Here is a 20,243-nt window from a genome sequence, read left to right as displayed (position 1 = left end):
CCGCAATTGGGGAGAGGCACGTGAAGCTTTGGATGTTGGGCGCTTCGGCGCTGGCGCTGCTGGTCGCGGGTCAGGTGGAAGCACAGACCGTCGAGCGCGTGCCGCACGGCGTGGTGGTCACGCCTGCAAGCGGCGCCGCCAAGCGCGTCCGCGTGCTCTCCTATGGCGACGCCAGCTTTCGCGTGACAGCGTTGCCGGGCACGTCGCTCGATCTGCCCAAGAGCCTGATGGTCACTGCCGATGCCTCGGGCGATCCCGCGATCAGCGAAGCCAGGGGGCTGGTGACGCTCAAGCTTCCGCGCGCCACCGCCGAGATCCGGCTGTCGGACGGGCGGGTGCAGTTCCGCGATGCGGGCGGCAAGCTCGTGCTGGCCGAGGAGGCGCGCCGGCGCTTCACCGACACCCAGGTCGACGGCAAGCCCTTCCTTGCGGTCGAGCAGCAGTTCAACCGCGGCACGACCGAGGGCTTCTATGGCCTCGGCCAGCACCAGAACCGGCAGATGAACTACAATGGCGAGGACGTCGAGCTCGCCCAGCACAATATGGACATCGCCGTGCCCTTCGTCGTCTCGACGAACAATTACGGCGTGCTGTGGGACAATTACTCGATCAGCCGCTTCGGCAATCCCGAGCCCTACAAGCATGTCGGGCAGGGGCTGCGCGTCAGCAGCGGCGGCAAGCCCGGCTGGAAGGCCGAATATTTCCTCGGCGACAAGCTCGCGGCGACGCGCCAGGAAGCCTTCATCGACTATCAATTCATCAAGGACCAGAAGAACTGGCCCGAGGCCGCCAAGGCGCAGACAGTGGCCTCGCCGCAGAGCGGGCAGAACACCGCGGGCGTGGTGGTGGGCAAGCAGACGGTCGCCTGGACCGGCACCGTCACGCCCGAGAAGACCGGCGTTCACAAGTTCCGCCTCTATTCGTCGAGCTATGTGAAGGTGTTCGTCGACGGCAAGCAGGTGCTGTCGCGCTGGCGGCAGAACTGGAACCCGTGGTTCCACAATTTCGAGCTGCCGATGAGCGCGGGGAAACCGGCCGAGATCCGCATCGAATGGGAGCCCAACGCCGGCTATCTCGCGCTCTTCCATTCGGACCCGCTGCCTGCGCCCGATCGCCACTCGCTGTGGCTGTCGTCCGATGTCGGCCGCGCGATCGACTATTATTTCGTCGGCGGTCGCGACATGGACGAGGTGATCGCCGGCTATCGCGGCCTCACCGGCAAGTCCGAGATGATGCCTGCCTGGGCCTATGGCTTCTGGCAGAGCCGCCAGCGCTACGAGACGCAGGAGCAGCTGCTCGGCGTGGTGCGCGAGTATCGCAAGCGCGGCATCCCGCTCGACAATATCGTGCAGGACTGGTTCTACTGGCCCGAGGACCAGTGGGGCTGCCATTGCTTCGATCCGAAGCGCTTCCCCGATCCGGTCGGCATGGTGAACGAGGTTCACGCCAACAATGCGCGGATCATGATTTCGGTGTGGCCGAAATTCTATCCGAACACGAAGAACGCGCAGGAACTCGCCGCCAAGGGCTATCTCTACCAGGGCAATCTCGCGGCGCACGAGAAGGACTGGGTCGGCAAGGGCTACGAGAATACCGACTATGATCCCTATGCGCCCGAGGCGCGCCAGATCTACTTCCGCCAGATGAAGGAAGGGCTGGTCGACAAGGGCTTCGACGCCTGGTGGATGGACGCGACCGAGCCGGACATCCATTCGAACCTGTCGATCGAGCAGCGGATCGAGCGCATGGGGCCCACGGCGCAGGGGCCGGCGGCGCTGTTCTTCAACAGCTTCCCGCTGGTCCATGCCGAGGGCGTGGCCAACGGCCTTCGCGAGGCGCGGCCCGAGGTGCGCCCGTTCATCCTGACGCGATCGGGCTATGCCGGGCTGCAGCGCGCGAGCGCCGCGCTCTGGTCGGGCGACGTCGCGGCGTGCTGGGACGATCTGCGCGACCAGATCTCCGCCGGCGTCAATCTTTCGATGGCGGGCATTCCCAACTGGACGCACGACATCGGCGGCTTCGCGGTCGAGGATCGCTACACCAATGCGGACCCCGCGCACCTTGCCGAATGGCGGGAGCTCAATCTGCGCTGGTTCCAGTTCGGTGCCTTCTCGCCGCTGTTCCGCAGCCATGGCGAGACGCCCAAGCGCGAGATCTATGAGATCGCCGCGGGCGACCAGGCGATGTACGATGCGATGGTCGGCTACGACCAGCTCCGCTACCGGCTGATGCCCTATATCTACACGATCGCCGCCGACACCTGGCACAGGGACGGCACGATCATGCGCGGTCTGGTGATGGACTTCGAAGGCGATCGCCGTACCTGGAATATCGACGACGAATATATGTTCGGCCCGTCGTTCCTCGTCGCGCCGGTCACCGAGTTCAAGGCGCGCGCGCGGCAGGTCTATCTGCCGGCCGGCACCGGCTGGTACGACTTCGCCACCGGCGCCTTCCACAAGGGCGGCCAGACGATCACCGCCGAGGCGCCGCGCGAGCGCATGCCGCTGTTCGTCCGCGCCGGCGCCATCGTCCCGATGGGCCCCGCCATCCAATATACCGGCGAGCAGCCCGACGGACCGATCGTGCTGCAGGTCTTCACCGGCGCCGACGGCAGCTTCTCGCTCTACGAGGATGACGGCCTGAGCCCCGGCTACAAGCAGGGCAAGTTCGCGCGTGTGCCGATCAGATGGGACGAGGCCAGCGGCACGCTGACGATCGGCGCGCGCCAGGGCAGCTACGACGGCATGCCGGGCAAGCGCGCGATCTCGGTCCGCTTCTACGGGCCGGGCAGCGCAGTGGCGCCGGACTTCAATGAGTCCGCGCAGTCGGTGGTGTATGAGGGCAAGGAAGTCGTGCTGCGGCGGCCATAGGCGTAGCCGCACCATTAGCAGCGTGCAGCACCCCGGCGGAGGCCGGGGCCCAGTCACGAACCGGCATCGAGGATAGCCTAAGGCTTGAGCCGAACGCGCCGCGATGCTGGGCCCCGGCCTTCGCCGGGGTGCCGATGGGTTCAGGCCAGCTGATAGATGCGCATCGCGTTGCCGCCGAACACCGCGTCATGCGCCTCCGCGGGCACGATCGAGCGCGCAAGCGTGAGCCAGCCTGCATAGGTGCCGGCGAGCTCCACCACGGGCCAGTCGCTTCCCCAGAGCAGCCGCTCGGCGCCGAAGCGTGCGAACAGCCACTCGCCGACGCGCGCCACTTCGGCGTCCTGCCCCGGGGCGGCCTCGGTGAGCAGCCCGGAGAGCTTGCACGCGACATTGGGCAGCGCCGCTAGCCGCTGCATCGCCTCGCGCCAGTCGCGCAGCTCGCCGCCCGCGATGTCGGGCTTGGCGCCGTGATCGACTATGATCGAAAGCCGCGGATGGCGCAGCGCCAGCCGCTCGAGCGACGTCAGGTGCCGCGGCCGGACCAGCGCGTCGAAGACCAGCTCCTGGTCCGCCATTGCCGACAGCGCGGGATCGAGCGCCGGATCGTCGAGCCAGTCGGCATCATAGCCCTGAACCATCGGGCGAAGGCCCTTGAGCCACGGGCTCTGCGGCCAGTTCGCGCCGCGCTTGAGGTTCGCCCACCCGACCACGCCCAGGATGAAGTCGTGCGCCTCGGCCAGCTCGAGCAGCCAGTCGGTGTCCCGCGCGCTTTCCTGGCTCTGCACCAGCACGCTGCCGGTCACTCCCAGCGGCGGCGCGAGCGCCGCCCAGTCTCCGGGCAGGAAGTCGCGGTGGATCGCCGCTTCGGCGGGCGTCGGCCAGGTGCAGTCGTTGACGCCGAGCCGCCAGAAATGCTGGTGCGCGTCGATCATGCCTTGGCTGCGGTGCGCGCGAAGGCGAGTACCGCGACGAAGCAGCCGGCGGGCACCAGCATCGCGAGCAGGATCGATCCGCTCTTGTCCGACACCAGCCCCATCAGCGCAGTCAGCACGGCGCCGCCGATGATCGCCATGACGAGCAGCGACGACGCCGGCTTGGCGAGGTCGCCCATATCACGCAGCGACAGCGCGAAGATCGTCGGGAACATGATCGACATGAAGAAGCTGGTCGCAACGAGCGCGCCGGTGCCGATCCATCCGCCGACGAGCGCCGCGATCAGGCACAGCACCACGTTGACCGCCGCGAACAGGCCGAGCAGCAGCGCGGGGCGGACCTTGCCCATCAGCGCCGTGCCGATGAAGCGCCCGGCCATGAACACCGCGAGCGAGAGGATCAGATAGCCCGCGGCGGTGCGCTCGTCGGTGCCCGGCACGGCCGCGCCCATGTAGCGGATCAGGTAGCTCCACACGCCCACCTGGGCGCCGACGTAGAAGAACTGCGCGACCACGCCGAGCAGATAGGCCCGCCGGCCGAACAGCATGCGGAACTGCGCGAAGCTCCCCACTTCGTCGCTCGCGCGCTCGGTGGCGATGGCAGGAAAGCGGGTGACGGCGATCAGCGCCGCCCAGCCGAGCACCACCAGCGCGATCAGCAGATAGGGGAGCTGGACGCTCGCGGCCTCCGCGGCGGGCGAGCCGGCCTGGGTAAGGATCAGCTCGCGGCCGATGAAGACCCCGGTGATCGAGCCGAGCGGGTTGAACGCCTGGGCCAGGTTGAGCCGGCGCTCGGCGGTCTCCGGCGGGCCGAGCCGCGTGACCAGCGGATTGGCCGAGGTCTCGAGGAACGCGAGCCCGCTCGCGATCACGAACAGCGCGGCTAGGAAGAAGCCGTAGCTGTGCGCTTCGGCCGCGGGCCAGAAGAGCAGTGCGCCGGTGCCGAACAGGCACAGGCCGAGCAGCACCGCGCCCTTGTAGCCGAAGCGCTTCATGAACAGCGCGGCGGGAATCGCGAAGCAGAAATAGCCGAAGTAGAAGGCCGACTGGACCAGCCCCGACTGGAGGTCGTTGAGGGTGAAGGCGCGGCGGAAATGCGCGATCAGCACATCGTTCAGGTTGTTCGCCACGCCCCAGAAGAAGAAGAGCGCAGTGATCAGGATCACCGGAAGCGCGGCGACGCGCGCGGGAGGCGCAGTGTTCATGCGACTCCCCTTCCGTCGATCTGGACCACCGGCACGAACTCGCCCGAGCGGGCAGGGGGCAGGTCGAGCGTGAGGCCCGCGTCGTTGCGGGTGAAGCGCACCGGCCCGCCGCCGACCAGCCGCACGCGCTCGATCGCGGCGTCGGGCAACGCGCGGGTGCCCAGCGCGGCGATCGTCACCGGCCGATCGGGCCAGGCGAGCAGCGCGGCGAACAGCGCGCCTCCCTTGGTGGTGAAGCGCACGTCCTGCGCCTCGAAGGAAACCTTGCCTTCGTTGAACATGCCACCCCCCACTTGCGTCGGCCCTTCGCCATAGATCCGCCACGGCCGCGATCCGTGAATCGCCGCCTCGCCATTGCGCCGCATCCAGCCGGTGATGCCGGCCACGATCTTCTCCTCTTCGCTGTCGATAGTCCCGTCCCCGCGCATCGGGATCGAGAGCAGCAAGTTGCCGTTCTTCGACACCACGTCGCACAGCCGCTGGATCACCTTCTCGGCAGGGACATAGGATTTCTGCTCGAATCGGGCGCGGTTGTAGTGCCAGTCGCCGATGCAGGTGCAGGTCTGCCACGGCTCGTCGCGCAGCCGGTCGCTGAACCCGCGCTCGACATCGTCGACCAGCGCGGTGCGCTGGAAGGGCGTGAGCTGCTTGGCGGTGGCGACGACCTCGACCTGCCCGTCGCGCGCGGCGCTCTGCTGGTAATAATGCGCCAGCGCCTCGACGCCGACGGGGCCGAAGGGCATGCCGAAATCGTCGAAATAGACCATGTCAGGTCGATATTTCTCGACCAAATCCTTCTGGCGCAGCAGCCATTTGGCGACGTGATGCGGGTTTTGGGGCGGCGCGAACTCCATCCAGCGGCCGGTGTGCGTGTCGTGCCAGTCGCGCATCGCCTTCGCGGAGGGGATGCCGTCGGGCGGGACCATTGCCGGGCCGGTGTAGAGCTCCTGCGGGTCGAGGCCTTCCCACCATTTGCCCGCGCCGTCGGCCTTGGTGAGCTTGAACGCGTCGTAGCGCTGGCCGGCGCGCGGCCCCTCGGCGTCATAACCATAGGCGGTCTGCCACCAGTGCCAGGCGTGCGCGCTATGGTTGCTGACTGCGAAGCGCAGCCCTTCGCGGCGGGCGATCTTCTCCCAGGTGCCGATGATGTCGCGCTTGGGGCCGACGCGCAGCGTGTTCCAGGCATGATGCGCGCTGTCGAACGTGTCGAGATTGTCGTGGTGGTTGGCGAGCGCCATGAAATATTTGGCGCCGGCCGCCTTGTAGAGCCCGATCAGATGCTCGGGATCCCAGTTCTGCGCCTTCCAGGCATTCTCGATCTCGAGGAAGCCGTGGTCGGCGGGGTGACCATAGGTCTTGAGGTGATGCTCGTAGAACGAGTCACCCTGGATATACATCTTGCGGCCGTACCAGTCGCCGAACTCGGGGACGCACTGCGCGCTCCAATGCGCCCAGATGCCGAACTTGGCGTCGCGGAACCAATCGGGGACGCGGAAGGCGCCGGCGAGCGCCGACCAGTTTGGCGCCAGCGCCGCTTGCGCCTGCGCGCGTGACGCCAGCGCCGCGGCTGCGACGCCGCCCAGCACGTGCCTGCGAGTCAGCACGATATCCTCCCCAAGCACCTCTCACGGGTGCAATGCGATTTCACTGAGCAAAACAGTAGAGACCGTAACGATGCGTGGCAAGCGTGCTCAGCGGGTGGCGGAATCCCTTCGTGCGCGGAGCATCAGGATCACCCGCTGCATGGCGATAAACAGGAACAGCAGCACCCCCGTCGCGATCTTCGCCCACCAGCTCGAAAGCGTGCCCGTGAAGGTGATGTATGACTGGATCAGCCCCAGGATCAGCACGCCGAAGAAGCTGCCGAGCACGCCGCCATAGCCGCCGCTGAGCAACGTGCCGCCGATCACCACCGCGGCGATCGCGTCGAGCTCGAGCCCCACGCCGGCCAGCGAATTCGCCGACTGGGTGTAGATCGAGAAGAGGATGCCGCCGAGCGCCGCGCAGAAGCCCGAGAAGGCATAGATCGCGATCGTGGTCCGGCCCAGCCGCACGCCCATCAGCTCGGCCGCATGCGCGCCGCCGCCCACGGCATAGACGTCGGTGCCGAAGCGCGTGAGGCGAAGCAGCACCCCGCCGCCGATAAAGGCGAGCAGCATCACCCAGGCGCTGGGGCTGAGGCCGAGGCCACCCGCCGCGAGATCCGAGTAGACCGGATGGGTGATCGGGATCGAATCGGTGGTAAGCAGGAAACATCCGCCGCGCGCGAGGAACATCGCCGCCAGCGTGACGATGAACGGCGGCGCCTGGAGCGCGTGGATCGCCGCGCCGACCACCGCGCCGTAGAGCGTGCCCACCGCCAGCGCGATCGCGAAGGCGAGGTACGGGTCCATGCCGCTGCCGATCAGCAGCGCGAGCAGCACGCCGACGAAGCCGACCACGGCGCCCACCGACAGGTCGATCCCGCCCGAGAGGATCACCACGGTCATCCCCACGGCGAGCACGCCGAGGAAGGCGTTGTCGGTCAGCAGATTGCCGGCGACCCGGGTCGAAAGCATGAAGGGGAACTGAAGCGCGCAGGCCGCATAGAGCAGCACGAACACGCCCATCGTCACCAGCGACGGCAGGTTGCGGTCGAGCTTCATGCCGCAGCCCTCCGGGCGGAGAGCCTCTGCCACGAGGCACGCGCGGCCGGCGACTGGACGACCAGCACCACGCTCACCACCACCGCCATCGCGATCAGGTTGAGCTCGGGCCGGAAGCCCGCGAGCAGGATGCCCGTCTTGAGCGCCTGGAGCGTCAGCGCGCCGACCAGCGTGAGCACGAACGACAGCCGGCCTCCGAACAGCGAGGCCCCGCCGAGCACCACCGCCAGGATCGCGTCGAGCTCGAGCCACAGTCCGGCGTTGTTGGCGTCGGCGCCACGGATGTCGGCCGCGGCGATCACCCCGGCGAGCGCGGCAGTGACGCCGCACAACGCATAGACTCCGATCAGCAGCCCGCGCGTTTCGACGCCCGCGAGCCGGCTGGCGCGCGGATTGACGCCCAGCGCCTCGACGAACAGCCCCAGCGCCGTGCCGCGCGCGAGCAGGGTCAGCAGCGCGGCGACCGCGAGCGCGATCAGTACGGGGACGGGAAGGCCCAGGAAGCTGCCGCCGCCGATCGCAGCCAGATGCGGATCGACGAAGGTGACGATGCGCCCCTCGGTGATCAACTGGGCGATGCCGCGCCCCGCCACCATCAGCACCAGCGTCGCGACGATCGGCTGGATCGAGAGCAGGGCGACCAGCGCGCCGTTCCACAGCCCGGCGGCGAGGCCCGCGCCAAGCGCGAACGCCACCGCGACGAACCAGGGGTGCCCGGCCTCGACCGACGTAGCCGCGACTGCGCCGGCAATCGCCATCACCGCGCCCACCGACAGGTCGATCCCGCGCGTCGCGATCACTGGCGCCATGCCGAGCGCGAGCAGCGCGACGGGGGCGCCGCGATTGAGCACGTCGATCACGCTGCCGGTCAGCCGCCCGTCGACGAGCGAGAGATTGAAGAAGCCCGGGAAGGCGATCCAATTGGCGAGCAGCAGCGCGGCGAGCACGCCGAGCTGGGGCGCCGCGCGGCGCAGCGCGCTCATGCAGCACCTCCAGCGATCGCGTCGACGATGCCGGAGACCGACACGCTATCGCCCTGGAGCATTCCGGCCTGGCGGCGGTCGCGCATCACCGTGACGCGGTCGGCATAAGTGGCGAGTTCCTCGATTTCGGAAGAGATGACGTAAAGCGCCATGCCGTCGTTGCGCAGCTTCTCGATCAGTTTGACGATTTCCGCGTGCGCGCCGACGTCGATGCCGCGCGTCGGCTCGTCGAGGATCAGGAGCCGCGGCTCGGTGGCGAGCCAGCGCGCGAGCAGCGCCTTCTGCTGATTGCCGCCCGAGAGCTGCTCGATCGGCTTCTCGGCATCGGGCGTGCGGATCCCGAGCAGGTCGATGTAATGTTGCGCGAGCGCGTCCTGCTTCGCGCGGGGCAGCTTCCGCGCCCAGCCGGTGCGCGCCTGAAGCGCCAGGATGATGTTCTCGCGGATCGAGAGCGCGCCGACGATGCCGTCGGTCTTGCGCTCCTCGGGCGCGAAGCCGAAGCCGTGGCGGACCGCTTCACGCGGGGAACGGATGCGCACCGTCTCGCCGTTCACTTCGACGGTGCCGCGGTCGGGCGTGTCGGCACCGAACATCAGCATCGCGGTCTCGGTGCGGCCCGATCCGAGCAACCCTGCGGCGCCAACCGCCTCGCCGGCGTGGAGATCGAGGTCGAAGCCTTCGACGCTGCCCTTGCGCCCGAGCCCGCGGAAGCGGGCGACCAGCGGGCGGTCGGCGACCGGCGCGCGGCGCTCGCTGTGCACGGCCTCGACCAGCTCCTTGCCGAGCATCATCGTGACGAGCTCGCGCTGCGGCAGCTCGGCGGCAGCGCGTGTGCCGACCAGCTTGCCGTTGCGCAGCACGGTGAAGCGATCGGCCACGGCATAGGCCTGGTCGAGAAAGTGGGTGATCAACACGATCGCCACGCCCTGCGCGGTCAGCCGGCGGACCAGCGCGAACAGCTTCTCGACTTCGGCGGCGTCGAGGCTCGCGGTCGGCTCATCGAGCACGAGCACGCGCGCGTCGGCACGCGTGGCGCGGGCGATAGCGATCATCTGCTGCACGGCGACGGGCAGCGTGCCGAGCAGGCGGGTGACGTCGATGTCGAGGTCGAGCTCGGCGAGCAGCGCGCGCGCCGCCTCGTTCATCGCACGTGTGCGGATCAGGCCGAAGCGCGTGGGCTGGTAGCCGAGGAACAGATTCTCGGCGACGCTCAGGTTCGGCAGCACGCCGATCTCCTGATGCACCGCCCACACGCCCGCGCGCTGCGCTGCGGCGGTGTCGTGCGGCGCATAGGCCGCGCCGTCGAGGGTCATCGTGCCGCCGTCGGGAAGGACGGCGCCGGTCAGCACCTTGATCAGCGTCGACTTGCCGGCGCCGTTCTCGCCCATCAGGGCGTGCACTTCGCCGGCGCGGAGATCGAAATCGACTCCGTCGAGCGCGCGCACGCCCGGATAGGCGCGGCTTATCCCCCGAGCCTGGAGCACCTCAGTAGAGGTTCTTGCGGCGCTCGTACTCCGCCTTGGCGGTGTCCGGCAGATAGAGCTTCGATGCGGTCTGCACCCACTTCTGCGGCTCCTTGCCGTCCTTCTTGTAGGCGGCGAGCAGGTCGAACGCCGGGCCGGCCATGTCGGGCGTCAGCTCGACGGTGGCATTGGCGTCGCCGTCGGCCATTGCCTTGAAGATGTCGGGCACGCCGTCGATCGAGACGGTGAGCACGTCCTTGCCGGGCTTCAGGCCGGCTTCCTTCATCGCCTGGATCGCGCCGATCATCATGTCGTCGTTGTGCGCATAGACCGCGCAGATGTTCGGACCGCCTTCGGCCTTGATGAAGCTTTCCATCACTTCCTTGGCCTTGGCGCGGGTGAAGTCGCCCGACTGCGCACGCACGATCTTGACCGCGGGTACCTGGGCGACTGCTTCGGCGAAGCCCTTCTTGCGGTTGGTGGCGACGCTGGCGCCGACGGTGCCCTCGATCTCGACCACGCGGCACGGCTTGCCGGCGAGCGTGTCGGTTAGCCACTTGCCCGCGACGCGGCCTTCCTCGACCGAGTCCGAAGCGACGGCGGTGAGGTAGAGCGAGGGATCGCTGGTCTCGATGTTGCGGTCGAGCAGCACCACCGGAATCTTCGCGTTCTTGGCTTCCTTGAGCACCGCGTCCCAGCCGGTCGCGACCACCGGAGCCAGGAAGATCGCGTCGACGCCCTGCGCGATGAAGGCGCGGATCGCCTTGATCTGGTTTTCCTGGCGCTGCTGCGCGTCCGAGATGCGCAGGTCGATCCCGCGCTGCTCGGCGGCCTGCTTCGCCATCTTGGTCTCGGCTGCGCGCCAACCCGATTCGGAGCCGATCTGCGAGAAGCCCACGACGGTCTTCCCGCCGCCCTGTCCACCGCCGCCGCAAGCCGTAAGGAGCGCCAGCGCCGCGACTGCGGCGAGGGAGCGAGCACGACCGATCATGTTCATCCTCTTGTCTGGGTTATTTTGACGCGGTGGTATTCGCAATCCAGCCCAAGCGCAACCGAGTCGCGGAAGGGCCGAGAAATCCGCGGATTTCGGGCATTTTCCGCGTGATTCGCCGCGCGCCGCATGGGTCGCGCGGCCAAGGTTTTTGCTTGTTCTCAGAGCAAATCGCTGTAACTGTCTGACTAATGATTGAGGCGGGGCATGCAGGCAGCGAAACACGGCAATCGGCTGGCGCGCAGGGACGCGTGAGCGCCGTGCGGGCACCGATGGGTGTGCTCGCCGACGGCCGCCTTGTCGAGAAGGTGACGCTCGCCAATGCGAATGGCATTTCGGCGACGGTGATGACGCTCGGCGCCACGCTCCAGGCGCTCCACGTTCCCGATCGCGACGGCGTGATCGACGACATCGTGCTGGGGCATGACACGCCCGACGAATATCTGGCGCGAGTCAATTATTTCGGCGTAACCGTGGGCCGCTATGCGAACCGCATCGCGCACGGCCGTTTCACGCTCGACGGGCGCGATTATCAGCTCGAGACCAACGACGGTCCGCACCACTTGCATGGCGGGCTTTCGGGCTTCGATCGCAAATTGTGGACGATCACGTCGGTGGGTGAGGGCGAGGAGGCGCATGTCGAGCTGACGCTGGTCAGCTCGGACGGGGAGGGCGGCTATCCCGGCACGCTCCGCGTCACCGCGCGCTACACGCTCGACGATCGGGACCAGCTCCGCATCGACTATCGCGCGACCACCGATGCGCCGACGATCGTCAACCTGACCAATCATGCGCTGTTCAACCTTGCGGGCGAACGCGCCCGGGGCGACGTGCTGACGCACAAGCTGACGCTCCACGCGTCGCGCTACACGCCCGTCGATCCCACGCTGATCCCCACCGGCGAGCTCGCGCCGGTCGCCGGCACCGCCTTCGACTTCGCCGCGCCGCGCGCGATCGGCGAGGCGATCCGCGACGGCAATGACGCGCAGATCCGCATCGGCCGCGGCTACGACCATAATTTCGTTATCGACGGCACCCCCGGAACGCTGCGCCCCGCAGCACTCGTCGAGGATCCCGCCTCGGGCCGCGCGATGGAGATGCTGGTCACTGCGCCCGGCGTGCAGGTCTATTCGGGCAATTTCCTCGACGGCACGGTGGCGGGCAAGGGCGGACGACTGTATCGGCAGTCCGACGGACTCGCGCTCGAGCCCCAGTGCTTTCCCGATTCCCCCAACCGGCCGGACTTTCCTTCGTCCCGGCTGGATCCCGACATGGAGTATGTGAACACGATGTTGCTGCGCTTTTCGCAGGCGGTGCGCTGATGGCGGGCCCTGGCGCTCCGGAGGCCCCGCGCAAGCTGCGCTCGCGTGCCTGGTTCGACAACCCCGACAATATCGACATGACGGCGCTCTATCTCGAGCGCTATCTGAACTTCGGACTCAGCCTCGAGGAGCTCCAGTCGGGCAAGCCGATCATCGGCATCGCCCAGACCGGCAGCGATCTGAGCCCCTGCAACCGCCACCACCTCGTGCTTGCCGAGCGCGTGCGCGAGGGCATCCGCGAGGCGGGCGGCATCGCGCTCGAATTCCCGGTCCACCCGATCCAGGAGACCGGCAAGCGCCCGACCGCCGGCCTCGACCGCAACCTTGCCTATCTCGGGCTGGTCGAATTGCTTTACGGCTACCCGCTCGACGGCGTGGTGCTGACGATCGGCTGCGACAAGACCACCCCGGCCTGCCTGATGGCGGCGGCGACGGTGAACATTCCCGCGATCGCGCTGTCGGTCGGGCCGATGCTCAACGGCTGGCACAAGGGCGAGCGTACCGGCTCGGGCACGATCGTGTGGAAGGCGCGCGAGATGCTCGCCGCGGGTGAGATCGACGCGAAGGATTTCATTCGCCTCGTCGCCAGCTCGGCACCCTCGACCGGCTATTGCAACACGATGGGCACGGCGACGACGATGAACAGCCTGGCCGAGGCGCTCGGCATGTCGCTGCCGGGCTCGGCTGCGATCCCGGCGCCGTATCGCGATCGGCAGGAAGTGTCGTACGAGACCGGCAAGCGCATCGTCGAGATGGTCGCCGAGGACCTCAAGCCCTCGGACATCCTGACGCGTGAGGCGTTCGAGAATGCGATCGTCATCAATTCGGCGATCGGCGGCTCGACCAACGCGCCGATCCACATCAACGCCCTCGCGCGCCATATCGGCGTCGAGCTGCCGATCGATACCTGGCAGGAGAAGGGCCACCAGGTGCCGCTGCTGGTCAACCTCCAGCCGGCCGGCGAATATCTTGGCGAGGATTATTACCGCGCGGGCGGAGTTCCCGCGGTGACGAACCAGCTGATCCGCCAGGGGCTGATCCATGAGGGTGCGCTCACGGTCAACGGCAAGACGATCGGCGACAATTGCCGCGGCGTCGCGATCGAGGACGAGAAGGTCATCCGCCGCTTCGAGGAGCCGCTCAAGCAGGAGGCCGGCTTCATCGTGCTGCGCGGTAACCTGTTCAGTTCGGCGATCATGAAGACCAGCGTGATCAGCGACGAGTTCCGCGCGCGCTATCTCTCGAACCCCGAGGATCCCGACGCGTTCGAAGGACCGGCCGTGGTGTTCGACGGGCCCGAGGACTATCACCACCGCATCGACGATCCGGCGCTCGGCATCACCGCCGAGACCCTGCTGTTCATGCGCGGGGCGGGTCCGATCGGCTATCCCGGCGCGGCCGAGGTAGTGAACATGCGCCCGCCGGCCTATCTGATCCGCGAGGGCGTGCATGCGCTTCCGTGCATCGGCGACGGACGCCAGTCGGGCACCAGCGGCAGCCCCTCGATCCTCAACGCGAGCCCCGAGGCTGCGGCTTTGGGTGGCCTCGCGCTGATCCGCACCGGCGACCGCGTGCGCATCGACCTGCGCAAGGGCACCGCTGACGTGCTTATCTCCGACGAGGAACTGGAAGCGCGCCGGGAGGCACTGCGCGCCGCGGGCGGCTATCCCTATCCGCCCTCGCAGACTCCGTGGCAGGAAATCCAGCGCGCGGTGGTCGGCCAGATGGAAACCGGCGCGATCCTCGAGGGCGCGGAAAAGTACCAGCGCATCGCCCAGACCCTGGGCGTGCCGCGGGACAATCACTGATCCGCTGAGACGCAGGACCCACAATTCCCCTCCCTGAAAGGGAAGGGGCTAGGGGTGGGTGTAGTGAAGGGTGGGGCTCGATGCCCCGGCCTTCACTTTTCTGCGACGAGTCTTTGGGGCGCGCAGACGCGCGCACCCACCCCCGACCCCTCCCTGCAAGCAGGGAGGGGAGTCAACGGGGTTAAGTCAGCCGATACAGCCCTGAGCCGTGCGATGGCAGTGTGGCCGAGAAAGTACCACGCGCAACGCCGATCGGCTTGCGGGCCCACAGGTCGCGCACTTGCGCCGCGCCGGTGATCCCGACCGCCGACAGATCCGCCGACACTTCCGCCGGCTCCGCGCCGAGGTTGAACAGCGCCAGATAGCGCCCGCCGCCTGCCGGCCGGGCCACCCAGGCCGCGCTCTGCTCGGTCCGGAACAATTGCCGCCCGCCGCTGCTATGCTGGTTCACCGCCAGCACCTCCTCATTGGTCAGCAGCGCCAGCGTCTCGGCATCGAGCGCGCGCAAGTCGCCGCCCATGATCAGCGGCGAGCGCGCGATCGACCAGAGCGTCATCATCGTGCGCTGCTCGTCGGGCGTGAAGCGCGTGCGGCGTTTGCCGAGCGCGAGCAGCCCAAGCGGCAGCATGTCGGCATCGGGCCACGCGCCCGGTCGCAGGTGCGGCGCCCAGTCCGCCAGCCGCTTGAACTGCGCGAGCAGCAACGGCCATTCGTCCCAGAAATCGTCGCTGATCCGCCACATGTTCGCATGGTTCGCGACATGCTCCGCGGCATCGAGCGGGGTCTCGCCCGGCGACAGGCTCAGGATCATCGGCCGGCCGCTGCGGTCGATCGCGCGGCGCACCGCCTCGACCTCGGGCGTGTTGCGGTGATAGGGGCGCGACAGGTCGTCGACCTTGACGAAATCGACGCCCCATGAGGCGATCAGCCTGAAGACGCTGTCATAATATTCCTGCGCGCCGGGCTTGGACATGTCGACGCCGTACATGTCCGAATTCCAGGGGCAGATGTTCACGCGGTCGGCGATGTCGCCGGCACCGTACTTGGTCCCGAGGATCGGCAGATTGCGGTCGGCGGCTAGCCGGGGCACGCCGCGCATCAGGTGGATGCCGAACTTCAGCCCCAGGCCGTGGACGTGGTCGGCAAGCGGCTTGAACCCCTTGCCGCCCGCCGCAGAGGGAAAGCGGTTGGGGGCGGGGAGCAGCCGCCCGTTGCCGTCCATCGCCAGCTCGACGCCGGTGCGATATTCGAAGCCGGTCGCGCCGGGCTCGTACCATTGGATGTCGACGGTGAAGACGTCATAGCCGTGCGGGAGCAGCTTGGCCGCCATCACCGCGGCATTGGCGCGCGCCTGTTCCTCGGTGATCGTCGCGGCGAAGCTGTCCCAGCTGTTCCAGCCCATCGGCGGGCGCGGGGCAAGGTCGCGGAAGTTGCGCTGCGGGCGTGCCTGCGCGGCGGCGGGCATCGCGGCGATCAGCCCGAGCGCGGCACGACGATCGATCTTCATTGCGCCTCCAGCATTCGAGCTTCGTAGACGAACGCGTCGGTGCCCCTGGTCTCGAACCGCACCGTCACCTTGTCCTTGCCGCGCGTCAGCGCCTCGGGGATCGGATAGGTGACGGTGACGAAGCGCTTCTCCGCCGGCGTGGCGCGGCGCTCGCTGGCGATGCGCGTGCCCTCGACCGAGACGTCGAAATTCTTGTTCACTTCCTCGCCCCAATAGAGCGCGGCGAGCTGCATCGGACCGGGGCGCACCGCCAGGGTGAACTCCATGTAATTGCCCGTGCCCCAGGGGAGCTGGCGGGCGCTGCGGCCGCCCCAGGAGAAGAGGTCGCTGTGGTTGGCGCGATAGGCATGGTCGCGCTCGGGCTGCATCTCGCCGAGCTGGATCACGTCGACGGTACGCGCCTCGAGCGCGGCGCGGGCTTCGTTCTCGGCGTGGAAGGCGGCTTCCTCGGTCTTCCACTGCGCCTCGGTGAAGCGCGGGAAATAGACGGCGGTCCGGCGGTCGTACTGGCGGAAGAAGGGGACGAGCGTCAGCGCTGCCGGCCGCGCATCGGCAAGATGGAAGCGGTGCTCGGCGGCGTTCTCCGCGACCAGCGCCCCCGCCGGATCGGCGGTGACCAGCGCGGGCACCGGGCCGTCGAACGGCTCCGCGGCGGGTCCCAAATCGGCGGCGAGCACTACCGGTCCGTGGAGATAGGCGATCGTGCGCGGGTCGTCGGGCGTCGGCTCGGCGCGCACGCGCATCGGCAGCTCGAGCTCGATTCGGTCGCCGGCTTTCCAGCGCCGCGTCACGCGCGCATAGCCGCCAGCGCGATCGACCGGCGTCGCTGCGTCGTTCACGCGCAGCACCGGCGCGTCGCACCAGCCCGGGAGCCGCAGCGCGATCGTCGTGGCGGCGCGCGGCGCCTGGGCGACGCTGAGCGACACCTGCTCGCCGAACGGGTAGCGCGTATCCAGCGCCACTTTCATCCTCCGCTCCCGCCATTCGGCGGTGGCGGGGATGAACAGGTTGACGAACAGCGTGTCGGCGTCGTGCCAGAAGATGCTTTCGCCGTGCTTGGAATGCGTCTCCATCCCCGATCCGACGCAGCACCAGAAACTGTCCTCGGGCGTCGAATAGGTCCGCCGCGCGCCAGCGCTGAGCGGCATGAAATAGACGAAGGCACCGGTCTCGGGATGCTGGTGCGCGAGCAGGTGGTTGAGATGGACGCGCTCGTAGAAATCGAACAGCGCCGCATCGGGTTGCCAGCCATAGAGGTGCCGCGTCAGCTTCAGCATGTTGTAGCTGTTGCACGCCTCGCAGGTGCGCTCGGTGATCCGGGTCGACAGCACGTCGGGCGGGCCGAAATGCTCGCGCTCGCTGTTGCCGCCGATGACGTAGCTGTGGTGCCGCGTCACCGTCGCATGGAAGAAGCGCGCGGCGTCCGCATGGCGCTGCTCGCCGGTCAGCTCATAGAGTCGGGCGAGGCCGATCAGCTTGGGGATCTGGGTGTTGGCATGAAGCCCAGGCAGGTCGTCCTTGCCCGCGGCGAGCGGGTCGAGGACCTTGTGGTGATAGATGCGCTCTGCGACGCGGCGCCAGCGCGGGTTGCCGGTGAGGGCATAGGTTTCGGCATAGCTGTCGTTGAGCCCGCCATGCTCGGCGGCGAGCAGCTTCTGCATCTGCGCCTCGTCGAGCCCCTCGAGGATCGTGGCGAGATAGCCCGCCATGCCGAGCATCACCGGCATCGCCTCGGGCACCTCGGCCAGACGCACCGCGTCGATCAGCCCGGCATGGACCTTGTGCCAGGTATAGAGCGGCACCCAGCCGCCATTGATGTCGAAGCCGCTGGTGCGGATGTCGCCCTTGCGAATCTCCTCGAACACGATCTTGCCGTCGACGGTCTTGCCGTCGCGCTCGACCGTGGTGCCGCCGACATAGCCGTCGCCATGCGCCGCCTGGATGCGTGCCATCTCGGCGACGATGTGCCGTAGCCGCTCGCGCACGGCCGAGTCGCCGGTCTGGGCGTGGAGCAGCGACAGCGCCGACAGATAATGTCCGAGCGTATGTCCTGCGATCCCGCGCGCCTCCCAGCCGCCATAGGTGTCGCCCTTGGTAGGCAGGCCGGCGCTTGCGTAGAAATTGTGGAGCAGCCGCTCGGGCGAGAGCGACATCAGATAGCGGTGGTTGGTCTCGACTGCGTCGAGGAAAGGCGAGGGCTTGAGCCGCACCGCGGCGAGGGGCAGCGGCCGAACCTTCACCGGCGCCTCCTCCACCTTCAGTTGCGCGAAGGCGGGGCCGGCGAGGGCCATCACGCTCGCCGAACCCAGGAACAGGCGCCGGCTAAGCATTATTCGACCCCTACGAGGGGTGCAGCGACCAGCGCCACCGCAGGCCGCAGATGCTTCGGCAGCTTCATCTTCCTCTCCCCTCGGGCCGTTCCCTATTCTTCGAACGCGATCGTCGTGCTGCGTCGGCCGAGCAGGAAGGCGTCGGCCACGTGGCGGAAGGGCGACAGGTCGACGTCGCTCTGCCGCTTGGCCAGCAGCTCCGCGAAGTGGCGATAAAGCCGCGCATATTCGGGCTCGTCGCCGACGTCGACCGGGCTGCCGTCGATCGCGAGCTTGGATGCGCCGAGCGACAGCTTGAGCGAGCCCTGGTCGGTCTCGACGTCGATGTCCCAGGTCTGCGGTCCGCGCTGATCGAAGTCGAACTCTACCCGCACCGGCGTGCCGTCATGGTCATAGTCGAGGTCGGCGGCGATCGGCGCGTCACGGTTGGAGGGGAAGCGCAACTCGGCCGACTGGAGCAGCATCGGCCGCGGCAGGATGCGGGTGAGCACCGACAGCGCGTTGATGCCGGGATCGAACACGCCGATGCCCGGCTCCCAGATCCACGCCTGGCCCGGATGCCAGACGCGCACGTCTTCCTTCCAGTTACAGGCGACGCGGGTGATCTTCTTGCCGTCGAGCCATTGCCGCGCGGGCTCGACGCCTGCGGCCTCACGCGAATGCCAGGTGGCATAGAGGATGCGGCCGGCGCGGCGCGCCGCCTCCGCAAAGCTCTCGGCCTCACTCAGCGTCGCGGCGGGGGGTTTCTCGATCATCACGTCGAGCCCGTGCGCCAGCGCTTCCTCGATCAGCGCCAGCCGGCCGCGCGGCGGCGTGCAGATCGAGATGGCGTCGACTTCGACCGACTGCATCATCTCGCCGATCGTTCGGAAGCCCGGCACGCCTTCGGGGGGCGTGTGGCCGGTCACCGCGGCGACGAGCTCGAAGTCGGGGCTCGCGGCGATCGTCGGGATGTGCTGGTCGCGGGCGATCTTGCCGATGCCCGCCAGTGCGATGCGCGTCACGCTCATAGCGGCAGCACCGTGGCGTCAGCCGGCGCCATGCGGGCGAGCGGGTTGCGCAGCGGCAGCGTGAACGGCGCCGCTTCGACTTCGAACACATCGCCTTCCTGCGTCTGGATGCCGTCGGCGAAGGACAACGTGGCAGTGCCGAAGAAGTGGATGTGGACGTCGCCTGGCTGGCGGAACAGCCCATATTTGAAATGGTGATGCTCGAGATTGGCGATCGAGTGCGACATGTTGGCCTCGCCCGAGAGGAAGGGCTTCTCCCACAGCACCTCGCCGTCACGCACGATCCGGCTGGTGCCGCGCACGTCGTCGGGAAGCGCGCCGGTCAGCAGCTCCGCGCCCAGCGCCGCGGGGCGCAGCTTCGAATGCGCGAGCCACAGGTAATTGCCGCGCTCGGTGACATGGTCCGAGAACTCGTTGGCAAGCGCGAAACCCAGCCGCCGCGGGCGGCCTGCATCGTCGATCACATAGATGCCCGCGATCTCGGGCTCCTCGCCACCGTCGAGCGCGAAGTCGGGGGAGGCGAGGGGTGTGCCGGTGCCGACCACGCCGGTGCCGTCACCCTTGTAGAACCATTCGGGCTGGACGCCCGGGCTGCCGTCGGCAGTCTTGCCGCCCTCGACGCCCATCAGGAACATCCGCATCGAATCGGTCAGCGTGCCGCCGGCCGCGGCCTTGTGCATCTTGTCGCGACCTTCGGCGGAGCCGAGATGCGTGAGGCCGGTGCCGGTCATGTGGCAATGCGCGGGATCGGGATGGTCGATCGGCGCGAGCAGCCGGCCTTCGGCCGCCGCGGCGGCGAGGTCGACGGCGTCACCGGCGCGGGCAGCCGCGGCTTGGGCGAGCGACACGCCCTCGCGAATCGCGGCGAGCGCGAGCGCATAGCTGGTCTCCACGCCCTGAACGCGGCGCGCCGCTCCGTCGTCTCCGATCGCAGCGACGATCCGTTCGCCGGTCGCGTCGCGAAGCTGCACAAGGCGTAGCGCCATATCCTCTCCCTGGGTTACTGCGGACCAGCATTAGTCAGACTTATCATGGCTGAAAAGCCCGTTTCGTTTTCAATATCCCGCAGAGATGATTTGGTCCGACTATTTGTGCGAGGCCAAAAAAGCCTACCGTCTCATAGATTTGACCGAGCTTATGCTGGCAAGCGTGACAAAGCCCCGGCATTCGCTCG

The 20,243-nt window shown here is 68.1% G+C and carries 14 protein-coding genes; 3 read left to right on the top strand and 11 right to left on the bottom strand.

Annotation, left to right across the window (positions count from 1 at the left end):
- Positions 1 to 20 precede the first annotated feature (20 nt).
- Positions 21 to 2,873: a TIM-barrel domain-containing protein gene (locus J7500_RS13955; RefSeq protein WP_294062413.1), complete on the top strand. Its 2,853-nt coding sequence runs from the start codon at positions 21 to 23 to the stop codon at positions 2,871 to 2,873.
- Between the two features lie 140 nt (positions 2,874 to 3,013).
- On the opposite strand, the gene J7500_RS13950 is transcribed toward J7500_RS13955, so the two are convergent.
- The 7 genes from J7500_RS13950 to ytfQ all read right to left on the bottom strand — a co-directional run bounded on the left by J7500_RS13950 (position 3,014) and on the right by ytfQ (position 11,092).
- Entirely contained in the window at positions 3,014 to 3,805 is a 792-nt protein-coding gene (locus J7500_RS13950) for an amidohydrolase (protein ID WP_294062412.1), read from the bottom strand.
- Positions 3,802 to 5,010, bottom strand: a complete 1,209-nt coding sequence (gene fucP, locus J7500_RS13945; protein WP_294062411.1) for an L-fucose:H+ symporter permease — start codon at positions 5,008 to 5,010, stop codon at positions 3,802 to 3,804. The genes J7500_RS13950 and fucP overlap by 4 nt, the downstream gene beginning before the upstream one ends.
- Positions 5,007 to 6,617, bottom strand: coding sequence for an alpha-L-fucosidase (locus tag J7500_RS13940; protein WP_294062680.1), 1,611 nt, complete (start codon positions 6,615 to 6,617; stop codon positions 5,007 to 5,009). Before J7500_RS13940 ends, fucP begins: the two co-directional genes overlap by 4 nt.
- Before the next feature lie 84 nt (positions 6,618 to 6,701).
- Positions 6,702 to 7,655, bottom strand: a complete 954-nt coding sequence (yjfF, locus tag J7500_RS13935) for a galactofuranose ABC transporter, permease protein YjfF (RefSeq protein WP_294062410.1) — start codon at positions 7,653 to 7,655, stop codon at positions 6,702 to 6,704.
- A complete protein-coding gene (locus tag J7500_RS13930; RefSeq protein ID WP_294062409.1) occupies positions 7,652 to 8,638 on the bottom strand; it encodes an ABC transporter permease in 987 nt (328 codons plus the stop codon). Before J7500_RS13930 ends, yjfF begins: the two co-directional genes overlap by 4 nt.
- On the bottom strand, positions 8,635 to 10,122 hold the full coding sequence (locus tag J7500_RS13925; RefSeq protein ID WP_294062407.1) for a sugar ABC transporter ATP-binding protein: 1,488 nt from the start codon (positions 10,120 to 10,122) through the stop codon (positions 8,635 to 8,637). Before J7500_RS13925 ends, J7500_RS13930 begins: the two co-directional genes overlap by 4 nt.
- A gap of 1 nt (position 10,123) precedes the next feature.
- Positions 10,124 to 11,092: a galactofuranose ABC transporter, galactofuranose-binding protein YtfQ gene (ytfQ, locus tag J7500_RS13920; RefSeq protein ID WP_294062405.1), complete on the bottom strand. Its 969-nt coding sequence runs from the start codon at positions 11,090 to 11,092 to the stop codon at positions 10,124 to 10,126.
- Positions 11,093 to 11,343: 251 nt separating this feature from the next.
- On the opposite strand from ytfQ, the gene J7500_RS13915 reads away from it, so the two are divergent.
- Positions 11,344 to 12,414: an aldose epimerase family protein gene (locus tag J7500_RS13915; RefSeq protein ID WP_294062404.1), complete on the top strand. Its 1,071-nt coding sequence runs from the start codon at positions 11,344 to 11,346 to the stop codon at positions 12,412 to 12,414.
- On the top strand, positions 12,414 to 14,222 hold the full coding sequence (locus J7500_RS13910) for an IlvD/Edd family dehydratase (protein ID WP_294062403.1): 1,809 nt from the start codon (positions 12,414 to 12,416) through the stop codon (positions 14,220 to 14,222). Before J7500_RS13915 ends, J7500_RS13910 begins: the two co-directional genes overlap by 1 nt.
- Before the next feature lie 181 nt (positions 14,223 to 14,403).
- Here the strand turns inward: J7500_RS13910 and J7500_RS13905 are convergent, their stop codons facing one another.
- The 4 genes from J7500_RS13905 to araD1 form a co-directional block, all read right to left on the bottom strand.
- Positions 14,404 to 15,687 carry a glycoside hydrolase family 27 protein gene (locus J7500_RS13905; protein WP_294062679.1) on the bottom strand — a complete coding sequence of 428 codons (1,284 nt, stop codon included), beginning with the start codon at positions 15,685 to 15,687 and terminating at the stop codon, positions 14,404 to 14,406.
- A 38-nt stretch (positions 15,688 to 15,725) separates the two neighbouring features.
- Positions 15,726 to 18,059 carry a glycoside hydrolase family 127 protein gene (locus J7500_RS13900; protein WP_294062402.1) on the bottom strand — a complete coding sequence of 778 codons (2,334 nt, stop codon included), beginning with the start codon at positions 18,057 to 18,059 and terminating at the stop codon, positions 15,726 to 15,728.
- A gap of 92 nt (positions 18,060 to 18,151) precedes the next feature.
- The gene (locus tag J7500_RS13895) at positions 18,152 to 19,069 is read right to left on the bottom strand and encodes a Gfo/Idh/MocA family oxidoreductase (RefSeq protein ID WP_294062401.1); all 918 of its coding nucleotides are present in this window, start codon (positions 19,067 to 19,069) and stop codon (positions 18,152 to 18,154) included.
- Entirely contained in the window at positions 19,066 to 20,055 is a 990-nt protein-coding gene (araD1, locus tag J7500_RS13890) for an AraD1 family protein (RefSeq protein ID WP_294062400.1), read from the bottom strand. Before araD1 ends, J7500_RS13895 begins: the two co-directional genes overlap by 4 nt.
- Positions 20,056 to 20,243: the final 188 nt, after the last annotated feature.

This window comes from Sphingomonas sp., assembly GCF_017744835.1.
In the GTDB taxonomy this organism is placed as follows: domain Bacteria; phylum Pseudomonadota; class Alphaproteobacteria; order Sphingomonadales; family Sphingomonadaceae; genus Sphingomonas.
Note: the sequence above shows the minus strand (reverse complement) of the source record. Positions and strands in the feature narration are given on the sequence as shown.

What these genes read in the sequence shown, in the direction of transcription:
- fucP (WP_294062411.1), bottom strand. Translation starts at nt 5,010, where the DNA reads ATGAACACTGCGCCTCCCGCGCGCGTCGCCGCGCTTCCGGTGATCCTG.
- J7500_RS13900 (WP_294062402.1), bottom strand. Translation starts at nt 18,059, where the DNA reads ATGCTTAGCCGGCGCCTGTTCCTGGGTTCGGCGAGCGTGATGGCCCTC.
- ytfQ (WP_294062405.1), bottom strand. Translation starts at nt 11,092, where the DNA reads ATGATCGGTCGTGCTCGCTCCCTCGCCGCAGTCGCGGCGCTGGCGCTC.
- yjfF (WP_294062410.1), bottom strand. Translation starts at nt 7,655, where the DNA reads ATGAAGCTCGACCGCAACCTGCCGTCGCTGGTGACGATGGGCGTGTTC.
- araD1 (WP_294062400.1), bottom strand. Translation starts at nt 20,055, where the DNA reads ATGGCGCTACGCCTTGTGCAGCTTCGCGACGCGACCGGCGAACGGATC.
- J7500_RS13930 (WP_294062409.1), bottom strand. Translation starts at nt 8,638, where the DNA reads ATGAGCGCGCTGCGCCGCGCGGCGCCCCAGCTCGGCGTGCTCGCCGCG.
- J7500_RS13895 (WP_294062401.1), bottom strand. Translation starts at nt 19,069, where the DNA reads ATGAGCGTGACGCGCATCGCACTGGCGGGCATCGGCAAGATCGCCCGC.
- J7500_RS13905 (WP_294062679.1), bottom strand. Translation starts at nt 15,687, where the DNA reads ATGCCCGCCGCCGCGCAGGCACGCCCGCAGCGCAACTTCCGCGACCTT.
- J7500_RS13950 (WP_294062412.1), bottom strand. Translation starts at nt 3,805, where the DNA reads ATGATCGACGCGCACCAGCATTTCTGGCGGCTCGGCGTCAACGACTGC.
- J7500_RS13910 (WP_294062403.1), top strand. Translation starts at nt 12,414, where the DNA reads ATGGCGGGCCCTGGCGCTCCGGAGGCCCCGCGCAAGCTGCGCTCGCGT.